Genomic DNA, 23,255 nt, shown 5'->3' with positions numbered 1-23,255 from the left:
GATATCGGTGAACACCCTTGCCGGCAAGGTGGCCGTTTTGGATACGAGCTGCCTAAATACGGACCAATCCGGGGCACTGCCGCCTGAAACATAGCGGCTGCCGACAACCATGTCTTTTTTTCCGTCAAGAATAGGTCGGATGATGTCGGGAATGGTTTCTGGCGGATGGCTCAGGTCTGCATCCATGATCAACAGGATTTCGCCTTTTGCGGCCCTTGCCCCGGTTAGGACCGCTGATGCCAGTCCCTTTTCCTCACGACGGAGAATGAGTTTAATTCGATGATCGTGTTGCCATTGGCTGATTTGATATCTGGTGCTATCCTTGGAGTCGTCATCTACGAAAATGATTTCGAAATCTTGGCCGACAACTTTTTCCGCATTCGGGATTATTCTTTGCAGCAGTTCATCCACGTTTTCAGATTCATTCATCGTAGGGATGACAATGGACAGGTTAGTCATGGGGAACGCTTTCGCATTGAAAGGACTATCGGGGATAGCCTGGATAGGCGGTGATGTTTAAATCAGATGCTATAAACCTTAGTTCTCGCGTGTTGTTGCGAAGGCCGCAGCCATTAATTCGGTTACCCGCGCACAGAATTTCCACCAGAATAGACATCGAGTGGAGCCGCAAACGAGTGGAGCCGCAAACAAGAATGGTTAATACTCCAAGTGAATTGAATAATCAAGCAATGCGGGGCATCTTATTCTATTGTAGAAAATTTCAATATAGGAAAACCTCTACACGCTTCGCTAAGGTAAGTTTTTAGGCAGTTTAGTAAACCTACGTCGAGTTAACATAGCCAGATCATACCGCACGATGCTCCTAACGACATGTAGCTGCTATGGAGGAAAACAAACAATATTTCAGTATGATAAGCTTCCTCATACAATATCTTGTGGGCCGCTTTTCCCGATAAAATCAACGCTTAGGTTTGCGTATCTGTACTGATCGATCAGCTACTTTTTGCGGGATAAATACAAATTCGTACTCTTTCCCGCTTTTTGGTTCGCGCAGGATCAATTTGCGGTCCTGAAGATCTTTCAACCGCAGTTTCAGCACTTCACCGATACGCATGCCGCCACGGGCCATCAATTCCAGAATCAGTCGATTGCGGACCTTGGTGGTTCTGAAAATGATCTCATCAACGGTCTCCTTTTCGACGATTTCCCATCTCGACGGTACCCTCTCCCGATAAAGCTTCCGGATCATAGGTCTATCGCATGGGTTTTTCGAATCAGGATCGATGTTGTTACGTACGAAATTGAAGAATGATGACAGTTGGGAATAGCGGATCCGCTTGGTTGTAGGGCTTGTTCCCTTCGGTGAGGCGGTTCAGGAAGGTGAGGATGTGTTCAGGGGTGACTTGATCGATGGGACCATCACCGAATTCCTGAATGAACCTTTCGATGATGGCGTGGTAGGATCGTACCGTATTTTTTTTTCGAATGGGTCTTGTGGTAATCGATCCAGATTTTGGCAGCTTTGGATAGTTTCATGGCCTACCTCCTTCGGTTAAAGGTTTGTCAGCTGGGTAGAGCACCCAAGGTAAGCCTATGGTATCCATTTGCTAAATGCAAATTCTATGTGTTCTCTGATAGTTAAACTCGATGGCAACCTAAACCAACTTTTTGCACCACTCAAAATATACAGGTTTCATCAAAATCATCCATCTATTTACAATGCCGTAAATCATTCATGAACTGAAATAGGCACCTCCATCAGAAGCTAACTCAAACTGCAACTTCGAGCTTTCAGTTTTTCCACACATAATCATATTTTACTTCTAAAATTTGGCCTCCTGCCGTTCATGGGCCAACATTAAATTTTAATCAAAATTTCCAGAAAAATATTGACATTACCCTAATCGGTATTTATATGTCTTCTATGGGACATCAAAGTATCATATGGGACTTTAACGTATACAAGGGGCTTATGAAACTAACAACTCGAGATCGCATTATTGCGGCAGCAATTCAAACGCTGGCATCCAACCCCGTTTCTACCCTGGACGAAATCGCTGAAGCAGCAGGTGTAGGAAGGGCAACACTGTACCGACATTTTGAATCGCGCAAGGCTTTGATCAAGGAAATGATCACGGACGCTGGCCAAAAGATGGAAGTCGCTATTCTTCCAATCCTAACATGCCCCTTATCGGCCGAGAAAAAACTCGCGAAGCTGGTCAGGGCCATCATTCCCATGGGCGCCAGCCTGCATTTTACGGTTTATGAACCTTTGCACCATGATGACCCTGAGGTTATCGAAGGCCACGATAAAGTCATTGGCCAGTTTAAAGACCTTTGCCGAGGATTAAAAACTGAGGGTATTGCATCGCCGGACGTACCGGAGGCATGGCTGGTTGCCAGCCTGGACATGATGATTTTTACCGCCTGGGAAAGTATCAGACGTGGGGATATCGCTGCCAATGATGCACCCGATTTGGTGCTACGAACTTACCTGAGTGGAATTGGGGCAGCAAGAAATCCTCAATCATAAAACCGCAAGGGAGCTAATATTGATGACACCTAAACAGCTGCAATTTCATCCGGCAATATACTGGCTCGGAGCCATAGTGTTCATGTTGACCAGTCTGGTGGGCTGCAAGGCAAAAGAAGCCGATGCCGTCAGGCTGCCTGAAAAGCGGTTGGTGATGGCCAGAAAAGTAACCCGTGTATCCACAAATGAAGCGATCGTGGTCAGCGGGGTCCTTGAGGCCGACAAAACGGTACCGCTCAGTTTTCTGGTGCCGGGCAAAGTGGATCACGTATATGTAGATGAAGGTGATCACGTAAAAAAGGGCCAAATCTTGGCCAAGGTTGAAATCAATGACTACCGCAGCAATTTGGAAATTGCCGAAGCCCAATTTTTCGAAGCCCAGGATACCTACGACAGAATGATGCCGTTGTACAAAGAAGGTGCCGTTGCCGAAAAGGCTTTCATCACAATTAAGGCGGCTCTGGAGCAGGCAAGGGCTGCCCGGGATATCGCCAAGAAAAAGGTACGGGATACGAAGCTGCTTTCCCCGGTACCGGGTATTATCGGCGCAAAGGATGTGGAATTAGGGCAGACCATTTCTACCGGAATACCTGTGTTTACCATCGTCAAGACTGATAGGATCTACGCCCGGGTTTCGGTGCCAGAATCGGAAATCGGAAAAGTCGCTCTGGGCCATAAAGCGACAGTAACCATCAATGCTCTTGATGAACGCATTGTCGAGGGCAAGGTTTCCCTGATCGGGGTCATGGCTGAACCTCGAACCCGCACCTATACAGTAAAAATCGAACTTTCCAATCCGGATTTTTCCCTGCGGGACGGAATGATTGCCAATGCGCAAATCGTCACTGACAAAACCATTGTAATGGTATCGATCCCCGGCAAAGCCATCGTAAGGGATGCAGACAATCTGACCTATGTATTCCTGGTTGATAAAGAGAAAGCAACGGCCATGCGGCAGCGGGTATTTATCGGTTCCGTCTTTCGCAATGAAATTGAAATCAAAGAGGGCCTAAACGCCGAAGATGTCGTGATCGTTGCCGGACAGCACAAGATAACTGACGGAGCAGCAATCATGGTAACCAGGTATGCACTATGAACATCGTCGAAGCATCCATGAAAAACCGTCAGATCACCCTGCTGATAACGCTTCTTCTCGTGGTGGTTGGTGTGTATTCTCTGATGCACATGGCACGCAGAGAAGACCCAAAAATGACAATTCGGCAAGGGTTGATCATCATGACCTATCCGGGTGCCAAGGCTATCCGGGTCGAAAAACAAGTGACCAAAAGAATAGAAGAGCATCTTTTCCGCTACGAAGAAGTGAAAAAAGACGAAACCGAATCGAGAACTTCGGACGGACTGTCGATCATACAAGTGGAACTGCAGGGCTGGGTCAAAAACCGGGACAAATTCTGGTCAAAACTACGCCATGACCTTTATGAACTAAAAGCGGCGAGCTTGCCGCGGGAAACAATTGGACCGGTCATCAACAGCGATTTCGGCGATACCATTGCGCTGCTGATCGCCGTAGAATCGGACCGTCATACCTATACCGACCTAAAAGATTATATCGAAATCATAGAAGATGAGTTGCGGCCGCTTTTGGTGGTTTCCAAACTCAAACGCTACGGGGAACAAAAGGAACAGCTATACGTCACAAGCAATTCACAAAAGCTTTCCAAGTATGGTGTCAGCATACAGCAGGTCATCGAGGCACTGCAATCCATGAACACCGTCAATTACGCCGGTGAGATCAAGTCCGGAAGTTCGGAAATTCAGATCCACACGAGCGACCTATATGATTCTGTAGATCAAATTTTGGAGCAACAGGTCTATATCACGCCTAAGGGGGAGATCGTTCGTGTGAAGGATGTCGCCGAGGTGGAGCGCCGGTACATGGAGCCGGACTCTTTTATCCGGGTAAACGGCACCAAAGTCCTGATGCTTTCGGTGGAAATGCAATCGGGATACAATATTGTAGAATTTGGTCAGAAGGTTGACGAAAGACTGGACCTGGCAAAAAAGCGCCTGCCGTCCGATGTCCGGGTAAGGAAAGTTGTCGACCAGCCATCGGTTGTCGATCACAGCATCATGCATTTTCTCAAGGAGTTTTTAATCGCCATCGTGGCCGTCATCCTAGTGATGATGGTGCTTTTGCCCTTGCGCGTGGCATTGGTTTCAGCACTTGCCATACCCATCACCATCATGATTACGTTTGCTTTTCTTGATTTTTTGAAGATCGACTTGCAGCAGATGACGCTAGCCGGCCTGATCGTCGTCTTGGGCATGGTGGTTGATAACGCCATTGTCATCGTCGATGATTATATCGAGCGCCTCGACCAGGGCGCCCCCCCCTGGGATGCAGGATGGCAGAGCGCAACCGATCTGTTTGTACCGGTATTTTCCGCAACAATTGCCATTATCTGTGCATTTATCCCAATGGATCTGATCCTGTCCGGAAATGCCGGAGAATTTCTTTTCACGCTGCCAGTTGCCGTTGCCGTTGCGCTGGTGGTTTCCCTTTTTGTAGCAATCCTGCTGACACCACTGCTGTGCTATCTTTTAATCAAAACCGGCCTGCATTCCGCAGCGAAAAAGAAGACGAAACCCTCGGCCCTGGATCGGCTGCAGGCGTTCTATGATGCGGTGTTGCTCAAAGCGTTCAACCGTCCGGGTATTACTCTTTTAGTCGGTTTTATGACTATTGTCGCCACCGTTGTGCTTATGAGCCGTTTGCCGATTAGGATGTTTTCGATTGTCGAGCGGAATCAGTTCTGCCTGGAAATCTATATGAACCAGGGGATTAATCTGGAAACGACGGACAGGGCTGTAAAAAAAATTGAAAGGCTTTTGGGCAAGGATGAGAGGGTGACGGAGGTGGCTAGTTTCGTGGGATGTGCTTCACCCCGGTTTTATATGACCTATGCTCCTCAGATGCCGGATAAGAATTACGCACAAGTGCTGATCAATACTGCTTCCAACCAGGCCACCCAAGAGTTGGTCGACGAACTGCTCATCAAGCTGAACGATTTTCTTCCGGACGGCCAAATCTTGGTCAAGCAACTCCAGCAGGGACCGCCAGTAGATGCCCCCATTGAGGTCCGGGTGGTTGGGAACGATCTGGTGGCCATCAAGAAAATCGGCAATCAGATTAAGGAGATTCTCAAAAATACCGCCGGGACCAATTTTGTCAGAACCACATTCCGGGAAGATTACTACGACATCGGTGTAAAGGTGGATGAAAACGTGGCCAACCGTCTAGGTTTCAGCAGCCAGAGTATCGCCCAATTGCTGGCCCTGAGTTTCAAAGGCGCTGCTGTATCGACTCTCTGGGAAGGCGACAACCCGATAGATATTTTTCTCCGCTTCGATAAAGAAAGCCGCACGGATTTTGACGCTATCGGCAACGCCTATGTAACCTCACCGGCAACAGGTGCAGCAGTGCCGCTTCGCCAGATTGCCAAGCTGGTGCCCGAATGGCAGACCGGAAAGATCCGGCGCAGAAACGGCGTACGTACACTGACAGTGAGAAGTGAAGCACAGATGGGGCGAATGCCAAACGAGATATTAAATAAAATCATGCCGCAAATCCACGCCATCGATCTCCCCCTGGGAATCAGCATCAACTACGGCGGAGAATTGGAAGATGAAAAAGAGACCATGGGCGAATTCGCAGCTGCCCTGGGTACCAGCCTGATCCTGATCTTCATGGTTTTGCTCTTTCAGTTCAAGGAATTGAAAAAAACTGTGATCATCATGATCACCATTCCCCTTAGCTGGTTCGGCGCCATTTTCGGCCTTTATATCACCAATAATCCTTTTTGCTTTACCGGATTTATCGGCGTGATCAGCCTCAGCGGACTTGTGGTCAGAAACGGCATCATTCTTATCGATTATGCGGACAAGCTGCTAGCTGTTAGAAAAGAAGAGGACGTGCGTTCGGTGGCACTGGATGCAGGGAAAAGGCGGATGCGACCTGTTTTTCTTACATCGATCGCTGCAGCGGCCGGGGTAGTGCCCATGATCATCGGTGGTTCACCGCTGTGGGCACCGCTGGGTTCCGTTCTTTCGGTGGGGCTGATATTTGGTATGATCCTGACTCTTTTTATCGTGCCGGTGCTTTACTGGCTGGTGATGAAATCTAAACGAAATCATGCAACACAAAAGAGCATCCATCATTCGAACATCGTGAAGGTGAAGGTGTAAGGCATGACTGTTAGTATCACATCTGGAATATAGAAAAAAAGCAATTATTGAGGACAATCGATTTGGAACAATAATTTTTAGGGTCGGGAACTCACATAAAAATAGAAACCGGTTCATTTTAATGAGGATAAAATTGGGATGCACAAAATTAAATTATCACTTTTAATCGCAATGACCACTTTTATATTTATTAAAGCACCTCTATACGCAGAGGACGCGGGTAACATGGAACTTTCATTGTCCCAGGCGATTGACATTGCGGTCAGCAACTATGCTGCCGTTCAGCAGGCCAGGGAGAATCTGATAGGAGCAGAATTCGAAAGCCGCAGCGCGATGGCCGACCTCCTACCGACAATTAACGCCAACTACAATTTTACGACATTGGCAGACGCCCCCTATCTATTACAAAACGGCAGACAGATCCAGGTGGCTTATAGCAATCAGTATTATTGGGATGTCACCCTTTCCCAACCTCTGTTTACCGGATTCGCGCTTTCCACCAGTTATGAGATGAGTCAATTGAATGTCGAAGTTAAAAAAATGGAGGAAACGGGGACCTTTCTGGATGTCGCCAAAGGTGTCAAAAGTGCGTACTATCAATTACTTTTATCACACAAGACACTGGAGGTTGAAGAGGATACCGTAAAATATCTAAAAGCTCATGAACACGATGCCAAGCGATTTTATGATAGCGGTTTGACCCGGCGAAATGACTGGCTAAGAGCCCAGGTTGCTCTTGCCGATGCAGTTCAAAATCGTGAACGAGCCAAAGCCGGTTTGCAATTTGCTGTATCGGATCTGAACCGCTGGCTGGCCTATGAGATCAACCGGCAGATCCTAATCGAGGATATTGTTACGGTGCCGGAAGATAAATATCGGCTGGAAACACTCACGGAGTATGGGTTGCAGAACCGACCAGTTTTACATGCCATGCACCTGACTTTGGAAACCTTTGAAAAAGCGGTCAAGCTTGAAAAAAGCGAATATTATCCGAAAGTGGCTCTTGTCGGTAGTTACTACCAGGACGGCGATTCTCTCTTGGCTGACAACAATAACTACTACAATGACCACAACGCGCTGCTAAGCGTACAGGTAACCTGGACCCTGTTTAACGCGTCCAAGAGAAAATCCAAGGTGGCCAAAGCGAGAGCGGACAAGCGTGCATTTTTGAAGCAGATCCAGCTTGCCGAAGACGGCATCAGGCTGGAAATTAAAAAGGCCTACCTGAACTATAATGTGGCCCAAAATAACATCGAGACCGCTAAAGCATCGCTGGCCTCAGCCGAGGAAAATTCACGAATCACCAATCTGGGATATCAGCAACAGGTGGCCACGTCTACGGAAGTGCTTGACGCCAGGGCCGATTTAACCCAGGCGCAAAGCAATTACTACCGGTCCCTGTATGGGTTCCTGAATGCTGGTGCAAATTTGGATAGAGCCATTGGCAAAAGGATCGAAATTTGAACCAAACAAGGTTGAGTCCATTTCAAGAGTGACGGTAGGTAACATTTTGGAGAAAAATAGCAAAAGATGAACGTTAAAGAAAAAATCAGAATGGCTGGCTGCGAACTTTTCGCAATGAAGGGTTTTTACGATACTTCCGTCGAAGAAATTTGCATAAGGGCTGGGGAAAGCTTATCTGGCAATCAAGAACCGTTTGCCTTCCAAAGAAATTCTTTACGTAGACAGCTGGCAGTACAGCTTCAGGGAATCTTTTCAAGATTTTCTGTCGGTTAACCGCATTGAACAGGTCGCACCGGCTGAAGTGAGGCTTTATAAAAAATTCTCTTTCTTATGCGAAAAATCGTTGATCCGAGAAGCCACCATTCCGACTTTATGTGCTGGGAAAAAAATGACCCGACGGGCTTATTAGAGGATGTAAAGAAAAAGTCAGTTAAAAAGATGCAGGAAGGCTTCCTCTCAAATTTTCTGGAGTTGCTTGGCAAGAAGGCAGATGAATCGCAGATTTTGTTTTGTGAAAAAGTTATCCTTAACCAGTGTTTTAGCGTGATTCTATCCGAACGGTGTCGCCGAAAATGCGAGAGTGAATCAGTTAGCCCCATCAACCCGTTGTTGTTTGTGAACATCGAATTTTTGGCACTCCAATACGCGCTCAACGGCCTTTCCTATATCAGAGGCCTACTTACGCAATCTAAAAGAACTACCTATACCTTCCCGATCACGGTAAGCATCAATCCTTTGAGAGGGTCTGGAAAGCTCCTGAAAAACGCTGTAAAGGAGCCATCATTCTTCATGAAAGAAGGAGTGAAAAATGAAAACAAGTAACCTCTTGGAAAGCTATCCGGATTTTTTTGTTTCAGAAATTCGGGAGGACACCTTATGGCTGAAGTTTTCCGGAAACTTCTTTCATAATATCATCGATTTTGGCCGAACCGGCTTCCTTTCAGACTATTTTGGACGCATTTCGAACGACCCCGATATCAAATCGCTGGTTATCCATAGCTCCTATCACGAATCCGGAAGTGACGAATACATGCATTTTTTCCTTTTCGAATGTCCTGAAAGGCACGCAGGTTTTAGCAATTCGATGTCCCGCTACGAACTGCAACGATTTTGCAACATCATCGATCAGCTTCTTTTAGACATTGTCAGAATGGACAAAATGATTATCAACATCTGTCGGGGGAATGTCCTTTCTCTTTTTTTGAACATCTCTTTTGCTTGCGACTACCGAATTTTTAGTTCCGACACGGTTTTTTATAATGTTTTTCAGGAAATTGGAATGCTGCCAAAAGGCGGCAGCTCCTTTTTTCTGAATCGGATGATTGGTGCCAGCAAAGCAAAGGAACTCCTTCTTCTAAGTGAAAAAATCACCGCCGAACAGGCCCATCAATACGGCATCGCCAATCAACTTGTCTCGCCCGAAAAGCTGGAAGATGAAGCGATGCAAGTGGCTCAGCGTTTTTCACAGGTACCCCAGCGAACCCTGGCCGGTGTGAAAAGGTTAACAAATTATTCCATTGGAGAATTGAAGGAATACTTGGAATTTGAAACGAAAAATATCACAACTATCGGTAACAATGTCCGATTTGATGATTAGTAACCTTCAAACTGGAGGTAACCGATTGGGAAAAATTACATGAACCATAAAGACGAGATCATGAAGATCTCCAAATGTATCTGGGCGACCAGCAAAATGATCCTGGAACTTTGCAAACCGCAGGCAGCAGGGCACAGCAAAGACAATATTTCATCTACTCACCTCCACATATGCCGTGTGGTTCAACGATATGGACCGGTTACCGTAACAAAGATTGCCCAACAAATACCGATATCAACCCCATATGCATCCACCGTTGTCGATGAACTGGTACACAAAGGCATCTTGAGACGGGAAATAAATACAAGTGATAGGCGCAAATGCGCTGTCACTATCGCTCCACATGCAAAAGAAATGAACTACCCCGCCGCAAGCGGCGAGGTATCACCAAAGGATGAAATCTATTTTATCGTCGCAAGCGACGGGGTATTAGACCCTCAGGGCTGTAATAATAGAATGCATTGAATCTGAACTGCTTTTTCCCATCTGCAATTTTGTACAAACAGTTGGGTTGGAAAAATCCCGCAAATGGTTCAATACCTTCATGCAGATTGAAACGGATATGGCTCAACATATCGCTGAAAAATAACCTTTGTTTTTAAAAAACATGTCATAAAGAAGATGTGAAGTTTCATCGGGACCAAGATGAGATTAATTTTATAAGGCAAAGGAAATGCGTTGGTTTGCAAGCATACTGATTACGGTATTGTTAACCCACTTCGGTAATACAGCTCTATTTGCCGATGACTTCTACCTTGACCGTTCTGTATACAAAAACACGCTGCGTTTTGAAATCGACAATGATGTGTTGTTAAAGGAAGATAGCAACTTTAGTAACGGCTGGAGCTTCCAATATCACAGTGCCTGTTACGCCAGTTGGGAAGATACTGGGGCACCTAAATTTGTCAACTGGGTTGGGAATCACCTTCCCTCATTTGGGGATGATGAATCCATCGTACTTTACGGTCAGGGAGTGGGGCAGAATATGATCACTCCAGGAGATCTGACCAATCCGAACCCACCACCAGGGGACCTGCCCTATGCCGGCACCTTGACATACACTCTGAACTGGCAGAAATTTAACCAGCGGTCGGCCCAAATATTTCAGGCAACGGTCGGTATACTCGGAAAAGAGTCTCTTGCCCAACAATTTCAAGAAATTGTTCACGAAAATTTAGGCCTCGGGGAGAGCCCGCAAGGGTGGGATTCGCAGCGGGATACTGAACCCATCCTCAACCTTGCTTATGCCCATTTCTATAGTCTTATGCATATAGGCAGCTATACAGATGGCTGGGCTGTGCAACTGTCTTTGGCACCGGCCGCCTATTTGGGAAATTTATCAACGGCCGTAGAGATGGGTTTGGGGATTCGTTTTGGCTGGAATATGCAGGAAGGCTTCAACGCTTTTCCGGCACCGCCAGGATTGGGATTTTATACGAACATGCTCATACCCAAGCCGGAGGTGTCTTCGCCCCATGGCGTTGAATTGGTTATAGGAGGTAAAGCGACCGGATTGATTTATTCTGTCGTTTATGACGGCAGTGTCATTACGAGTGACGACCGTAATATTGATTACGAGAATTTTGTCGTTTCCGGGATGATCGGCTTAAATTACCATTATTATAGATTTTTCTCTATTCGTCTGGCGTTTGTGCAGGAAACCGATCTTCTGATCGAAGATTCACTCCCGCCGACTCAACCCGGAGATGAAAAAACGAGATTGGATAACTCATACAGTACGTTCATGATCGATTTTCATTTTTAATCCAAAGTCGATCACCGTATTGGCGTCACCAATTAGTAGCAGCTTTGAGAGAATAGCCAGATCATACCACACGATTTCCCGAACGGCAGATATCTGCTATACTTGGAATAATTTCTATATTTTACACATACAATATATTGTACCTGACCGCTTTTACAAATCGTCCTTTCCGCATTGCATGTACGTGATGCCTATAACAGGCACGAATAAATTTTACCCGATACAGTTATCTCAAACTACATACAATCTTGTGTTCACGGGACGGCGAGAACCATGCCCCCCGTGAGGCTGGCGTTAGGCAGCGTATAAATCTTTCTAACAGCATAAGGGGCTAACCCGAGGACGACACGCTCCTCTGATTTCTGTCCCGCAGTATTCAGACTTGCTAATCCGAATGCACTTTTCCACCAGCCTCACGCAGCCGGTCGCTGATGGAACCGGTCAAATCGGCAGCTGAGCCCAGCAGATCAGCTACCTCGAGCTGCCCACTCTCCCGGGCGTCCTGGGCCCATTTTCGGTAGTCCTCGGCATGATGGTCATTGTGCTGAATCCAGTGATCCAGCAATTTGACAAGCTTTTCTGAAAATGACATCGGCGCGTGATGATGGGCATGCCCGTGGTGATGATCGTGCCCGTGTGGGTGGGCGTGGTCATGGTCGTGGTCGTGGTCATGTTGATGAGACATATAAGTTCTCCTCGGTGTTAGCCAGGTGTTGGCAATTGTTGTCAGCCGTTCGTTTGTCCTCAATTTACGCCCCCCTCGAATCGAAGTCAACCGCCTGAAACTATCCTTTTTTTCCAATCACCACTTGCCTATGCAGATAATGGCCGATAAAATCAATAAAGCGAACAATGATCCGCACCAGACTCACGGATGAATAGAAAAATGGGCAACCGCCGTTTTTGGGGAATCCGTTCCGTCATTTTGATTACCGGTTTGATCGGGCTGCTTTCGGGCGCCACGGCCGGGGTGTTTTTTGCCTTCACCCGGGACCTGCCCCAGATACGGGAATTGGAGAATTTCGAACCATCTGCCGCCACCCGCATCTACTCGGCAGACCAGGTGCTGTTGGCTGAGCTATTTCTTGAAAAAAGAACACCGGTCAGCATCGACCAGATCCCCAAGGACCTGAAATCCGCCCTGATTGTCACGGAAGACCGCCAGTTCTATACCCACAGTGGTATTGATCTGAAAGGCATTCTCAGAGCCGTGGTCAAGGATATCATTGCCGGCCAATTTGTGGAGGGCGCCAGCACCATCACCCAGCAGTTGGCCAAAACGCTGTTCCTATCACAAGAGAAAACGATCATTCGTAAGATCAAAGAGGCCATCCTGGCCGTTCAGCTGGAACGGCGCTACACCAAGGATGAACTGCTGGCCCTTTACCTTAACCAGATCTATTTCGGCAGCGGTGCTTATGGCGTAGAATCGGCGGCCCGACTGTTTTTCGGCAAACCCGCATCTCAGATGGACCTTGCCCAGTGTGCCATGGTCGCCGGCCTGCCCAAGGCACCGTCCAGATACACCCCGCTGGTCAACCCGGATCTGGCGGAAAAGCGGCGGAACCTGGTTTTGAGCCTCATGCTAAACCAGGGCCTCATCACCGACGTCCAGTACCAGTTGGCAACCCGCCAACCGGTGTTGAATGCCTCACCTGGAACCACCCCCGGATTCGCCCCCTATTTTGTGCAGTACATCAAGCCCGTACTGGAAGCGGCCATCGGCCCCAGCCTTCTGTACAAAGGCGGCCTGACGGTGCACACCACCCTGTCCCAACGCCTTCAGCAAACCGCTGAAGCGGCAGTAGAAAACGGACTGGACCGCCTGCAGCAGAGAATGAATTCAAAAAAGCAGCCAGAAGCCGCCCCCCAAGGGGCGCTGGTGGCCATCGACATCAGAACCGGCGGCATTCTGGCCATGGTTGGAGGCAGGCATTTTCCCGAGAGCGCCTTCAATCGGGCCGTCGATGCCCGACGCCAGCCGGGATCGGTATTCAAGCCCATTTTTTACGCATTGGCCATCGCCCGCGGGTTTACCCAGGCCAGCCTGGTACTGGACGCACCGGTTGTCTTCAAAGGAGGAAACAATAGCGAAGACTGGCAGCCGGAAAATTTTTCAAAACGATACCAGGGGGAAATGACCCTTCGTCAAGCCTTGACCCATTCTAAAAATATACCGGCCGTCAGACTGGTGGAAAGCCTGGGACCATCTGCGGTGGTTCAGTTCGCCCATAAGCTGGGCATCGACTCACCGCTATCACCAAACCTGTCCATCGCTTTAGGAGCCACCAATAGCACCCTGCTTGAAATCACTGCCGCCTTTGGCGTCTTTCCCAATGGCGGCAACCATATCTCGCCCCATGGTATCACGGAGATTCTTGATAGAGACAATGCGCTCCTGTGGCGCGCCAGACCGGCCATTCGGCCCGTGATGACTGATACCGAGGCCGCCATCATGGTGGACATGCTCCAAGGCGTGGTCGAGGAGGGTACAGGAAGACAGGCACGACAACTCAATCTGCCCGTCGCCGGCAAAACCGGCACAACCAATGACTTCAAGGATGCGCTTTTCGTGGGATTCTCACCAGCGGTGGCCGCCGGGGTATGGGTGGGCATGGATGATTCTTCACCTTTGGGGGATAAGGAAACCGGCGCACGGGCGGCACTTCCCGTCTGGATCGATTTCATGGAGGCCACCCGACCCGAATCAACGACGCTCTATTTTGACATCCCGGACAATATGAAAAAGGTGTGGATGGATCCGGTGACCGGCCGTGGGGCCATGGATGGTGACGATGGTGCGGTTAAAGCACTGTTTGTCAGCGGGACGGAACCCAAACAGAGATAATGCCAACGGCAATCAGCCGTCAGCATGTTTGGGAAGGTTGATTTTTCTTTTTTCAGGATCGCTTTGCTGGCGAAAGAAGGTGGCTATGTGGCCAACCAGTCCCACCATCTCACAGGGAACCGAGTTCCCTATCTGCTCGACAAGGGTCAGCTTCTTCTCTTTTTCCTTGAACTCGACGAATTTTACCTTCACCAGTTCATGGTGACCCAGCGCATCGTCAATGGCATCGACCAACGACTGGGTAAAACCTTTTTGTCCCACGAAGACAACCGGTTTGAGAGAGTGGGCCAACCCCCGGAGATATCGTTTCTGAAATCCTTTCAAACTGTCCATCGGGACGCCTCCCTTATTTTCGCATAACGCGTTTATGAATAATTGCCACTTTGGAAGACATTCCTTCAACCTGCTTTTTTACATCGGCAACATTGTTGTCCGTACTGATGAAGATGCTCTCGATGGAGTCAACGTCAGAACTCAGTTTCATGTTCGTCTGCTTGATCCCCTGGACCTGCCCGATCAGATGATAGAGGAAACCGGTCACCCCGATCATCCAGATGGCCATGACGTAAACTTTCCATTCCTTTTGAATTTGGGCAACAAATTTCTCCATCATTTTTCCTTTTCAATAAGCGATTGATTGGCCACCTGAAATTCTTTTCTACCATGCTGTCATGACTTCCACGGTATCGGTTATGTCGATTGATTTCAAGCAATTTATAAGCAAATTGTTTTTGGTCGGGGTCTGTGCTAAAAATGATAATGATTGACTACGAGCAGGCATTAGTCCGATCGGCCATCTTGCCGATTATATTAGAAAACCATCCAAACCAAGAGTCCACCAATGGCAGACATCCAGGAAAAAACCGACCAGTTTATAGGCGGCGACGGCACCACCCTTTTCTACCGGAAATATGTGCCGGGAACCGAGCGGTTCCGGGTAGTCATATCCCACGGTCTGGGAGAGCATTCAGGCCGGTACGGGCATGTGGTCGACACCCTTTGCCCGATGGGTGCATCGTTGTGGATACACGACCACCGAGGCCACGGTCGGAGCCAGGGGAAACGCGGACATATCAACGAGTTCGACGACTACCTCCGGGATCTCAAAATACTGATCGAAAAAGCAAGAACAGATCCAACCGATGGGTTGCCGCTCCTTTTGCTGGGGCACAGCATGGGCGGCCTGATTGCGCTATCCTTTGTCAGAAAACACCCCCGATATGTCGATGGCCTTATCGTCTCTTCTCCCCTGCTTGGCGTCCCCAAACCGCCGTCGCCGGTGTTGGAAGCCATTGCCCGCATCCTGTCCATGGTTTGGCCGGCATTTCCATTGGACAACCAACTGGATCCGACCCGCATCAGCCACGACGGTGCCGAAGTGAGGGCGTATGTGCAAAGTAAATGGGTACACAGCCGAATCAGTGCGCGGTGGTTTGCCCGGTGCGTGGCTGAAATTGGTGCCACCGGCGGCGCACCGGATGCGATCAACACCCCCATCCTCATGCAGATCGCCGGAGACGACCAACTGGTCAGCGCTCCCGCGGCCCTGGCCTACTTCGACGCATTAACAGTGGCCGACAAAACCCTTTTCCACTATGAAAACCTTTATCACGAGATTTATAATGAAAAACAGCCCGATCGGGATAAGGTGCTGGCGGATTTGAAACAATGGGTGGCGGCTCGTTTTTTATAGCAACGAATTTTGGGATTATGGAATTGGGGAATTACCGATCTTCATCCTCTATCGCCGGCAGCCCAGGGCCTATAACCTTAAGCCTTCAATATACCCACCTCTTTATATAATCTGAAGTTTGCACGTGACTATGGGTTTCATCTGCAAGGCGTTAAGGGTGAAGCGGTAGCGCTTTACCGCGATCCCTTGGTAACGAAGCAGATGGAGGCCATAAACGTGTGCAACAGTTAGGTAGTGCCCATCCATAAATGGCGAATTTGTCTGATATCTGCGTTAGGCTCAAAATTTTATCCTCGGAATATCAACTATATGCACCCCAAGGGCATTTCTTTCAGGGCACCTGCGGTAAAATCTTTCGCATGCCTTGATCTCAACCAAATTTTCCTATCCCTGGATGGTCACTAGGTATAGATCAGATTCAGATTAATCGGCGGGTATTTTCTGACCCCCGGTTTGGGAATCACATGCTCAGCCCCGACGGTAAGCCAGTTCACGTCCGGATTGATTTCCCGGAGTTTGCCGTCGTCCGGCGGGCGGGAGTGGTCGGTATAGGCGTAGGTGGCCTGGAAGATGCATACATTTTGCTTGCCCTTCTTCGAAATGACGTAGTTCTTCTTGAAGGTGGGGAGAGGCATCTTCTGGGACTCGGCGATCTGCCGGACCTCGTCGTTGGAAAAACGGACCAGCGCCGCCTTAGAGACACCTCGTTCGGAAATGCGGTACAGGGCCCGTGATTCGCTGCTGCCGGCATAAACAGTGGAGATGCATGGAATTCTTTTAAGGTACTGGGCAGCCACCAAAGCAGCCGTGCGCCGGCCGCCCACCATAACGGGCATGCCATAATACTCGAAGAGCTTGCGCTGGGCCAGTTCGGCGTATCTGTCGCCCTTCTCATAGATGTCTTTGGAGATATATCGCAGGCTCTGGGCCAGATCTTCAGCCGCTTCGGCGATGGGCCAGTCGATTCTCACATGGTAGTGGGTCAGGCCATAGCGATTGGCCGAGCGGGTTGTGGGGTCGCGCTGGATCAACAATGCATAATCCACCGGCAACAGCAAATTGATGAAATCATGGAACTGAACGGAGTCCAAGTATTTATGGGTCCGGTCGAAGTTGTCAGGCAAGGGAAGCGCCTTGGATTCCAGCAGGTTCGTTTTGGTGGGTTTGTTCACATCGAAAAATCGGATGTACTTCTTGTGGACTGCCGGGATGACGTCCTCGACGAAAAGCACCAGGAATGTCTTCTGGCTCTCGTACTCAATGCCGGGAATCCGCGCACGAGGCTTTAGCTCCCTTTTTTCAATGAACGGATAGGGCAGTTTTCGGTCGGCAAACTGATGGTAAGACTGGATCAGGGCATAGTCGAGCATAAACTGATCCAGTTCGTCCCTAAGCAGTTCGTAATAGGAACGGCGAAGGCGGTTGAACTGACTGAGTTCTTCTCTGACACTCCAGAAAGCCACTGCAATTCCTCTCAGGCTCGAACAAATTGTGGGTTTAGTGTTGCAGACGATGATGGCACGGATGGTACTGTTTTTCTTACATAACACGATTGCCCACAGGGGTCAACGGCCACCAGGCGGTTTTCTATTCAGTTTTTCCATCCATTGGTAAATTTTTTCCCGATACCTGATGCTCAGCGCTGCCGCCAGTAGCGTCACCCCAAAAACCACAGCAAATATCGCGTAGTTTTTTTGGAAGAGGAATTCTCCCTGGAGGCTCAGCATCAAAGTGCCGGGCATTCTGCCAATCGAGGCGATCAGCAAAAACGCCTTGAGGGGAATCGCTGTGATTCCCAGAAACAGGCACAGATAATCTTTGGGAAAGCCGGGGAATATAAAAAGAATGAGTAAAACGATGATGCCCTGCCGCTTCAACAAATTATCGAAACGCGCCAGTTTGTCGGTCGGGATCCAGCGACGGACATAGCGGCGGCCGAGGAATCGGCCGATGGCGAAGTTAATCCAGGAGCCCGCAGCCAATGCCAGGCTGGAGTATATGAAGCCCCTGGCGGTACCGAAGATGTACCCGCCGATAAATCCGGTGGCCTCACCCGGAACCGGGGCCAGAACCACTTGAACGACCTGAAGCGACATGAAGGCCAGCGGCGCCCCGCGGCCAAAGGCGGCGACAAACTGCTCAACTTGATCACGGTCCGAGATCCACCGGTAGGCAGTCATCAGGCCGGCGGCAAGTTCATGGCGAAAAACCAGCACCGGCAGCAGAAAACCCAGCATTAAACAGGCAACCAAGCACCATTTCTTCGCTTTCCCTGTTTTCACTATCCCACCCGGTGAATGAATGTGAATAGGCGTATATCCGGCGTCAGTGATCCGTCAATGCGGCCACGCCGGGAAGGACTTTACCCTCCAAAAACTCCAGTGACGCACCGCCGCCGGTTGAGATATGGGACATTCGGTCGGCCAGACCCACCTTTTCCACTGCCGCTGCCGAATCACCACCGCCGATAATGGTAATGGCGCCCTTGTCCGTGGCCGCGGCCATGGCCCGGGCCACGGCATAGGTGCCGACGGCGGTGGCATCGATTTCAAATACGCCCATGGGTCCGTTCCACACGATGGTCCGGGCGTCCTCCAGGATGCTTGCGAACCGCGACACGGTAGCCGGCCCGATATCAAGGCCGAATCCGCCTGCAGGAATGGTGCTAACGGATATGGGAGACAGTTCACCGACGGTTCTGGTATCAAAGTCAAATCGGTCAGCGCACATGCAGTCCACCGGCAGAACCAGTTTTACCCCACCTTTGTCCAGCAAGGACCGGGCGAGGTCGATTTTGTCCGGCTCTACCAGTGAGTTGCCGATCTCAAGGCCTTTGGCTTTGAAGAAGGTATAGGCCATGCCGCCGCCGATGATCAGTCGGTCCACTTTGGGCAGCAGGCGGTCGATGACGTCGATTTTTCCCGAAATCTTCGCACCACCCAGAATGGCCACGAATGGCCGCTTGGGCGCATCCAAAGCTTCACCCAGGTAGGCGATCTCCTTTTCGATGAGAAAACCCATGGCGCAACGGTCCATGAATCGGGTCACGCCTTCGGTAGAGGCGTGTGCCCGATGGGCCGTACCGAAGGCGTCGTTGACATACACGTCTGCCAACTTGGCCAGGCTCCGGGCGAACGTCTCGTCGTTGTCTGTCTCGGCCTTGTGAAACCGCAAATTTTCAAGCAGCAGCACTTCTCCGGACGCAAGTGCCTGAACGGCTGCTTCGGCGGAGGGTCCGATGCAGTCATCGGCAAAGGCCACCGGTCGTCCCAGCAATTTTTCCAGTGCACGGGCGCAGGGCTTTAAGGAAAGTTCGGACAGCCGTTTTCCCTTGGGTCGCCCCAGATGGGACATGAGAATCAGACGGCCGCCGCGTTCCAGAATATCACGGATGGTGGGCAGGGCCGCCCGCAATCGCTTGTCGTTGGCAACCTGTCCCTTTTCCAGTGGAACATTAAAATCAACGCGCATGAGCACACGACGGCCCTTGACGTCAAGATCGGAAACGGAAAGTTTTGCCATGGTTTCTCCTTTGGTGAAGATCCTTCGAAGGGATCAAAATGCTTCGCAATTCCTTCAACTACAAGCACCAAACCTTAAACAACAATCTACAAATAACAAATCTCAATTAAATCCCAAATTGCACTATTTAAATCTCAAAAAGAGCAAAAGCTAACGATTGATTGTCATTTTGATCTCTCCGAAATGGATAATCCGATATCGACGATGGGAGAGTCCTTTTCTCGACATCATCAGGTTTGTAATTTTGAATTTGGCGATTGTGATTTATTTGCTATTTGTCTTTTGATTTTTGTATTTTATGTTTTTTTGTGCACTCAAGGCCTTTTTCCGGGACCAGCGCTCAAAAAAACCCACCCTGCCGGATGCGTAAGCCCGATCCACCATCTCCTGACGCACGGTGACGCCGCCTTTGTCCGCCATGGCTTTTCTCAGGCATTCGGTCTTGTAGCAGCAGGGCAAGCACGATTCCGGGGTCTGTCTCAGTCCTTCTTCTCCCATGGGAAAAACGTTTTCAAGGTCTGCGAAACAAGGAGGGAATTTTTTCTGGTTCACGGTCATCGTTTGGTTCTCACTAAACTATCAGATCATTCCGGTGTACGGCTCGTCGGATGCGCTACCGGGAGCCGACGGCAGCGTTGATTGTGGCCATGTGGCCATGATCGGCAAAACTGAAGTAGCCTTCGGTGCCGATGATCAGGTGTTCATGAACGGTTATCCCCATCAGTCCGCAGGCCTGAGCCAGCCGCCGGGTGATGGCCATATCGTCAGGCGACGGCGCCGGGTCCCCGGAAGGATGGTTGTGGGCAAAAATTACGGCGGCTGCCGTATGAGCCAGCGCGGCGGTCACCACCTCACGGGGGTAGACGGCGCTGGCGGTAATCGTTCCAGTGAAAAGGGTTTCGGCGGCAATTACCCGGTTTTTGGCATCCAGGTAGATGGCCACAAAGCACTCCCTTTTTTTATCACGGATGGTGTGATTGAGATAGTCGAAAAGTTCCCGCGAGTTGGTCAGGGCTTCTTTCCCCTCAAGCCGCTGTTGGAGGTATCGCCTGGAGACGGCCGGAACCAGCTTCAGCCCCAACAGATTGATCGGTCCGATGCCCGGCACCTGGCACAGGTCTGCCGGCGCCGCACCGAGGACGTCTTGAAGGGTTTTGAATCGGCTTAAGGCCGCTTTGGCCGCCTCCTTGCAATCTTTGCGAGGCGTGCCCAGGGTGAGCAGCAGTTCGATGACCTCATAGTCGGCAAAGCCGTCGAGCCCGGATTTGAGAAACCGGTCGCGGAGCCGCTGACGGTGTCCCTCTCCCTTGTGGGGCCTTTTTTTGCGGTCTTCCGTCACCCGTTTGCTCCCTTTGGAATATACTTAAATCGGATAAACCGGAAACAACAAATCACAAGTACCAATTTCCAAATTACAATGTCCAAATCTCAAACAATGGTCAGAATCACCTATTCGAAATTTCGGTTTTGTTGTCGTCCCCGCGAAGGTGGGGATCCAGTATGAACAGGTATTTATAGATAGCGCTAAAGCTTCACTGCGTGCGCCCGCCTACGCGGGCATGACACGACAGGTGACTTTTAACGAAACCGTCAACAATTGATCGTACTTTTGATTTCTTCCAATACTGATGATTGAAATGCCCTTCCTCCAAGATCATCAGGTTTGGAATTTTGAATTTGGTTATTGTGATTTGTTTGTGATTTGTTTTTTGATTTTTGTAATTTATTTGCTACTCAGGTTTCATCCAGTTCCTGTTTCAGATCCCGGGTCATCAGCTGATAAAGGGCCGTCTTCGGATCCAGGTCATCGTAGAGCACATGATACACCGCGTGAGAAATGGGCATTTCGACATCCCGTTCGCGGGACAGGTTGTATACCGAACGAGCCGTTTTCACCCCTTCGGCCACCATGTGCATCTCGGCCAGCAGATCCTTGAGCTTTTTTCCCTCGCCGATCTGTTTGCCGATAGTGTGGTTGCGGCTCAGGTCGCCGGTGCAGGTAAGGATCAAATCCCCGACGCCGGCCAGACCGGTAAAGGTTCTCGGCTGAGCACCCATGGCCAGGCCCAGCCGGCGGATTTCAACCAATCCGCGTGTGATCAGGGCGGCACGGGTATTGAGTCCCAATCCCAGCCCGTCGATCACACCGGCGGCGATGGCGATCACATTTTTCACGGCAGCTCCCAGTTCGGCGCCAATCAGGTCATCGATGGTGTAGACCCGGAAATAGGGGGTGACAAACACCTGCTGGACAAATGCCGCCGAATTTGTGTCATTGGACGCTACGGTCACCACCGTGGCCATCTGGCGGGCCACCTCCTTGGCAAAGCTGGGGCCTGTGAGCACGGCCAGCCGGTCCGCCGACAAGCCCGGTATGACTTCAGCCAGCACGCCGGACATGGTCAGATGCGTCTGATTTTCGATCCCCTTGGACGCGCTGACCACAACGGTGTCCGGACCGATGGCATGGCCGCAGCGCTCGATCGTCCGGCGGGTGACATGCGAGGGAGTCACCACCAGCACCATATCCTTTCCGGCCACGACCGATTCCAGATCCCCGGAGGGATGAAGATTGTCGGACAGGGTAACGCCGGGCAGAAATCGCTGGTTCTCCCGCTTCTCCAGCATCTGCGCCTTCACCTCGGCTTCATATACCCAATGGTCGACGGCAAATCCCTTGACGGCCAGCAGGTTGGCCAATGCGGTTCCCCAGCTGCCGGCCCCGACCACACCTATTGTCGTGGTCTTGACATCCACAGTCGTTTTCATAGGGTCTATTCCTCCGGCGGTTCACCTGGCGCCTCTTCGCCATCCACCGATCCGCCGTTATCTTCTTCAGTTTCAGCCAACCCGGCGGCACTGACCACCCGTTCCCCGGAGTCCATGTCCATCAGCCGCACGCCCTGGGTGTTGCGACTGATTACCGACGTACCGGAAACGGGGCTGCGGATCAGCTTGCCTGTGTCGGTCACCAGCATCAGGTCGTCTTCGTCCTGAACCAGGATGATGTTCACCACCTGACCGTTGCGCTCGCTGGTCTTAATGGAGATGACACCTTTGCCACCACGCCGGTGGATCGGGTACTCGTCGATGGAGGTCCGTTTGCCGTATCCGTTTTCGGTCACGGTAAACAGCGTCTGGCCGTGTTGAAGCACTTCCATGCCCACCACGCGATCGTCCTTGCTCAGTCGCATCCCCCGCACCCCACGGGCAGTCCTGCCGGTCGGGCGGACATCCGATTCATGGAAGCGGATGGATTTGCCCGTGGCGGACCCTAAAAATACATTCTGGGTGCCGTCGGAGAGCTTCACCGCAATCAGTTCATCGCCCTCTGCCAGGCCCAGGGCGATAATCCCGCCAATCCGGGGACGGCTGTAGGCCATGAGATCCGTCTTTTTCACTGTCCCGCTGCGGGTGGCCATGAGCACGTGCAGACCCGGCTCGAACCCGGGAACAGCCAGCACGGCGGTCATCCATTCGCCGTCGGCAAAATCCAGCAGGTTGACGATGGCCTTGCCCCGGCTTTGGCGGCCGGCCTGAGGGATTTCGTATACCTTGCGCCAGTAGACCTTGCCCAGGTTGGTAAAAAAGAGGAAATAATGATGGGTGGAGGCCACGAACAGGTGCGAGACGAAATCCTCTTCCTTGGTGCCCATGGCAGTCTTG

General features: G+C 50.4%; 23 protein-coding genes. 11 read left to right on the top strand and 12 right to left on the bottom strand.

Going from position 1 to position 23,255, the window contains the following annotated elements; genetic code table 11:
• Both QNK41_RS10505 and QNK41_RS10500 read right to left on the bottom strand, forming a co-directional pair.
• Nucleotides 1-459: glycosyltransferase (locus tag QNK41_RS10505; RefSeq protein ID WP_319256492.1), on the bottom strand; the 459-nt coding region annotated here is incomplete at its 3' end.
• Between the two features lie 460 nt (nucleotides 460-919).
• Nucleotides 920-1,210: a tyrosine-type recombinase/integrase gene (locus tag QNK41_RS10500; protein WP_319256490.1), complete on the bottom strand. Its 291-nt coding sequence runs from the start codon at nucleotides 1,208-1,210 to the stop codon at nucleotides 920-922.
• A 723-nt stretch (nucleotides 1,211-1,933) separates the two neighbouring features.
• Here QNK41_RS10500 and QNK41_RS10495 point away from each other — a divergent pair.
• From QNK41_RS10495 to QNK41_RS10455, 9 genes are all read left to right on the top strand, one after another.
• Nucleotides 1,934-2,494, top strand: coding sequence for a TetR/AcrR family transcriptional regulator (locus QNK41_RS10495; RefSeq protein WP_319256488.1), 561 nt, complete (start codon nucleotides 1,934-1,936; stop codon nucleotides 2,492-2,494).
• Nucleotides 2,495-2,516: 22 nt separating this feature from the next.
• A complete protein-coding gene (locus QNK41_RS10490; protein ID WP_319256486.1) occupies nucleotides 2,517-3,590 on the top strand; it encodes an efflux RND transporter periplasmic adaptor subunit in 1,074 nt (357 codons plus the stop codon).
• Entirely contained in the window at nucleotides 3,587-6,700 is a 3,114-nt protein-coding gene (locus QNK41_RS10485; RefSeq protein ID WP_319256484.1) for an efflux RND transporter permease subunit, read from the top strand. The genes QNK41_RS10490 and QNK41_RS10485 overlap by 4 nt, the downstream gene beginning before the upstream one ends.
• A 225-nt stretch (nucleotides 6,701-6,925) precedes the next feature.
• Entirely contained in the window at nucleotides 6,926-8,164 is a 1,239-nt protein-coding gene (locus QNK41_RS10480; protein ID WP_319256482.1) for a TolC family protein, read from the top strand.
• Nucleotides 8,165-8,230: 66 nt separating this feature from the next.
• A complete protein-coding gene (locus QNK41_RS10475; RefSeq protein WP_319256480.1) occupies nucleotides 8,231-8,437 on the top strand; it encodes a hypothetical protein in 207 nt (68 codons plus the stop codon).
• Between the two features lie 57 nt (nucleotides 8,438-8,494).
• The gene (locus QNK41_RS10470; protein ID WP_319256478.1) at nucleotides 8,495-8,986 is read left to right on the top strand and encodes a CerR family C-terminal domain-containing protein; all 492 of its coding nucleotides are present in this window, start codon (nucleotides 8,495-8,497) and stop codon (nucleotides 8,984-8,986) included.
• Nucleotides 8,973-9,761, top strand: coding sequence for an enoyl-CoA hydratase/isomerase family protein (locus QNK41_RS10465; protein WP_319256476.1), 789 nt, complete (start codon nucleotides 8,973-8,975; stop codon nucleotides 9,759-9,761). The genes QNK41_RS10470 and QNK41_RS10465 overlap by 14 nt, the downstream gene beginning before the upstream one ends.
• A 39-nt stretch (nucleotides 9,762-9,800) precedes the next feature.
• A complete protein-coding gene (locus QNK41_RS10460; RefSeq protein WP_319256474.1) occupies nucleotides 9,801-10,226 on the top strand; it encodes a MarR family winged helix-turn-helix transcriptional regulator in 426 nt (141 codons plus the stop codon).
• Nucleotides 10,227-10,434: 208 nt separating this feature from the next.
• Nucleotides 10,435-11,526 carry a lipid A deacylase LpxR family protein gene (locus QNK41_RS10455; RefSeq protein WP_319256472.1) on the top strand — a complete coding sequence of 364 codons (1,092 nt, stop codon included), beginning with the start codon at nucleotides 10,435-10,437 and terminating at the stop codon, nucleotides 11,524-11,526.
• A gap of 385 nt (nucleotides 11,527-11,911) precedes the next feature.
• Here QNK41_RS10455 and QNK41_RS10450 read toward each other — a convergent pair whose 3' ends face one another.
• Entirely contained in the window at nucleotides 11,912-12,211 is a 300-nt protein-coding gene (locus QNK41_RS10450) for a hypothetical protein (protein WP_319256470.1), read from the bottom strand.
• Nucleotides 12,212-12,400: 189 nt separating this feature from the next.
• On the opposite strand from QNK41_RS10450, the gene QNK41_RS10445 reads away from it, so the two are divergent.
• Nucleotides 12,401-14,374, top strand: coding sequence for a penicillin-binding protein 1A (locus tag QNK41_RS10445; RefSeq protein WP_319256468.1), 1,974 nt, complete (start codon nucleotides 12,401-12,403; stop codon nucleotides 14,372-14,374).
• 12 nt (nucleotides 14,375-14,386) lie between these two features.
• Here QNK41_RS10445 and yhbY read toward each other — a convergent pair whose 3' ends face one another.
• Nucleotides 14,387-14,707, bottom strand: coding sequence for a ribosome assembly RNA-binding protein YhbY (gene yhbY, locus QNK41_RS10440; RefSeq protein ID WP_319256466.1), 321 nt, complete (start codon nucleotides 14,705-14,707; stop codon nucleotides 14,387-14,389).
• Between the two features lie 13 nt (nucleotides 14,708-14,720).
• Nucleotides 14,721-14,984: a hypothetical protein gene (locus tag QNK41_RS10435; protein WP_319256464.1), complete on the bottom strand. Its 264-nt coding sequence runs from the start codon at nucleotides 14,982-14,984 to the stop codon at nucleotides 14,721-14,723.
• A 231-nt stretch (nucleotides 14,985-15,215) separates the two neighbouring features.
• On the opposite strand from QNK41_RS10435, the gene QNK41_RS10430 reads away from it, so the two are divergent.
• Nucleotides 15,216-16,067 (top strand): alpha/beta hydrolase, encoded by an 852-nt coding sequence (locus QNK41_RS10430; RefSeq protein WP_319256462.1) that lies wholly within the window; start codon nucleotides 15,216-15,218, stop codon nucleotides 16,065-16,067.
• Between the two features lie 401 nt (nucleotides 16,068-16,468).
• On the opposite strand, the gene QNK41_RS10425 is transcribed toward QNK41_RS10430, so the two are convergent.
• The 7 genes from QNK41_RS10425 to QNK41_RS10395 all read right to left on the bottom strand — a co-directional run.
• Nucleotides 16,469-17,530, bottom strand: coding sequence for a hypothetical protein (locus tag QNK41_RS10425; RefSeq protein ID WP_319256460.1), 1,062 nt, complete (start codon nucleotides 17,528-17,530; stop codon nucleotides 16,469-16,471).
• A 102-nt stretch (nucleotides 17,531-17,632) separates the two neighbouring features.
• Nucleotides 17,633-18,304, bottom strand: coding sequence for a TVP38/TMEM64 family protein (locus tag QNK41_RS10420; RefSeq protein WP_319256458.1), 672 nt, complete (start codon nucleotides 18,302-18,304; stop codon nucleotides 17,633-17,635).
• 88 nt (nucleotides 18,305-18,392) lie between these two features.
• Nucleotides 18,393-19,589 (bottom strand): phosphoglycerate kinase, encoded by a 1,197-nt coding sequence (locus QNK41_RS10415; protein ID WP_319256456.1) that lies wholly within the window; start codon nucleotides 19,587-19,589, stop codon nucleotides 18,393-18,395.
• A 264-nt stretch (nucleotides 19,590-19,853) separates the two neighbouring features.
• Nucleotides 19,854-20,147: a hypothetical protein gene (locus QNK41_RS10410; RefSeq protein ID WP_319256454.1), complete on the bottom strand. Its 294-nt coding sequence runs from the start codon at nucleotides 20,145-20,147 to the stop codon at nucleotides 19,854-19,856.
• 55 nt (nucleotides 20,148-20,202) lie between these two features.
• On the bottom strand, nucleotides 20,203-20,928 hold the full coding sequence (gene radC / locus QNK41_RS10405) for a RadC family protein (protein WP_319256452.1): 726 nt from the start codon (nucleotides 20,926-20,928) through the stop codon (nucleotides 20,203-20,205).
• A 395-nt stretch (nucleotides 20,929-21,323) separates the two neighbouring features.
• Nucleotides 21,324-22,358 carry an NAD(P)H-dependent glycerol-3-phosphate dehydrogenase gene (locus QNK41_RS10400; RefSeq protein WP_319256449.1) on the bottom strand — a complete coding sequence of 345 codons (1,035 nt, stop codon included), beginning with the start codon at nucleotides 22,356-22,358 and terminating at the stop codon, nucleotides 21,324-21,326.
• 5 nt (nucleotides 22,359-22,363) lie between these two features.
• Nucleotides 22,364-23,255 (bottom strand): DNA gyrase C-terminal beta-propeller domain-containing protein (locus QNK41_RS10395; protein WP_319256447.1); only part of this gene is annotated, 892 nt, incomplete at its 5' end.

The sequence above is a fragment of the Desulfosarcina sp. genome (assembly GCF_033791525.1).
GTDB lineage: Bacteria > Desulfobacterota > Desulfobacteria > Desulfobacterales > Desulfosarcinaceae > Desulfosarcina.
Note: the sequence above shows the minus strand (reverse complement) of the source record. Positions and strands in the feature narration are given on the sequence as shown.